Annotated in this window: 1 protein-coding gene; it reads left to right on the forward strand. The window is 65.7% G+C overall.

Translation table 11 applies throughout. The annotated features are described in order from the left end of the window. Nucleotides 1-290 precede the first annotated feature (290 nt). A partial coding sequence (locus K9U40_RS23620) for a LysR family transcriptional regulator (protein ID WP_282892495.1) occupies nt 291-466 on the forward strand: 176 nt, incomplete at its 3' end.

The raw sequence follows: 466 nt of genomic DNA on the forward strand, positions 1-466 counted from the left end.
GGTGGCGACCACCGGCACGATGTGCTTGCGCTGGATGCCCTGGCGCAGAATGAAGGCGCTCTGGGCCCCGACCACGGCGAACAGGCCGATGCCGGTGGCTGCACCAGAGAACCAGGCACCGAGGCCGGTGCTGGCGGAGATGACCGAGAACATGGGATTCACTGCCTTGTATTGCTTGGGGGACGGTGCCTCGCGAAGGCGGACAGCACCGGAACGGGCGCCATTGTCGCGCCGCAACATGGAAAAGACGAGCTAAACTTCCTAAACCAACATTAGCGGAGCTTAATTCGATGCGCATCGATCACGCCCAGCTGCGCGCCCTGGCCGCGGTGATCCGCGAAGGCAGCTTCGACCGCGCCGCGCAATCGCTGAATGTCACGCCCTCGGCCATCTCGCAGCGGGTCAAGGCACTGGAGGACCGGATCGGCCGCCTGCTGGTCAAGCGTGGCACCCCGGCCACCGCCAC

Source organism: Xanthobacter autotrophicus (genome assembly GCF_030015065.1).
Classification (GTDB): Bacteria; Pseudomonadota; Alphaproteobacteria; order Rhizobiales; family Xanthobacteraceae; genus Xanthobacter; species Xanthobacter autotrophicus_D.